We start from the raw sequence: 1,050 nt of genomic DNA, 5'->3' as shown, positions 1-1,050 counted from the left end.
CCATCCTGCCGAATGGCGGCTTTACGCTGCCGGAAAGCCATCTATCGCGTTCGCAGCGAATGACTGGAGTCCGCCCATGCTGTTGAAGAACTCTGTGTTGCAGTGCGGCAAGTCGTTTGATTCACTTGATTTATCGAGATTGGGAGGATCGGGCGATGATGGGCATTCAAAAGGTTGAAGCGCAGCTGTTCTATGAGTTCGATTTGGACGCACATGTGCCGCCTAATCACGTATTGAGAGAGATTGAGCGTTTCCTCGACATGGGCGACATGCGGGAGAGGCTGAAGCCCTTTTACAGCCACACGGGCCGCCCTTCGATCGATCCCGAGCTGATCGTCCGGATGCTGGTGATTGGTTATGCGATGGGCATTCGGTCCGAACGACGACTGTGCCAGGAGGTGCATCTCAATCTTGCGTATCGCTGGTTTTGCCGGCTCGGTTTGGAGGACAAGGTGCCGGATCATTCATCGTTCTCGCGGTGCCGCCATGGCAAGCTTCGGGAAAGCGACATGCTGCGCCATATCTTCGAGGCGACGGTGGAGCGCTGCCTGAAGGAGGACCTCGTGTCAGGCGAAGGCTTTGCTGTCGACGCCAGCCTGATACCGGCGGATGCCAACAAAGCCCGTTCCATTGCGGCTAAGGACTGGAGCGAAGACGTCGCTCGAGCTGCGGGCAATCGCGCGGCCAGAGAGTACCTTGAAACGCTAGACGATGCGGCCTTCGGTGCAGCCTCGCCGGTACAACCTAAGTTCGTCGCCAAGTCGGATCCGGCAGCTCAGTGGACCCGAGCTGAGGAAAGTCGTCCCTACTTTGCCTATGCCACGAACCACCTGATCGACACAAAAAGCTCAGTCATCATGGATGTTGAAGCCACGCGGGCGATCCGACAGGCCGAGGTGGGTGCCTCGCAAACAATGCTGGATCGCACTGAACAGCGCTTCGGCATCCGGCCGGATTGGCTTGCCGCGGACACGGCCTATGGATCCAGCGACAACTTGGGGTGGCTGGTCAAGAAACGCGGCATCATCCCCTTCATTCCAGTGATCGATC

The 1,050-nt window shown here is 58.0% G+C and carries 1 protein-coding gene; it reads left to right on the top strand.

Going from position 1 to position 1,050, the window contains the following annotated elements:
• Positions 1-155: 155 nt before the first annotated feature.
• On the top strand, positions 156-1,050 hold an 895-nt coding region (locus tag ACR0L4_RS23645; RefSeq protein ID WP_480515649.1), incomplete at its 3' end, for a transposase.

The sequence above is a fragment of the Ruegeria sp. AB5 genome (assembly GCF_056542645.1).
Note: the sequence above shows the minus strand (reverse complement) of the source record. Positions and strands in the feature narration are given on the sequence as shown.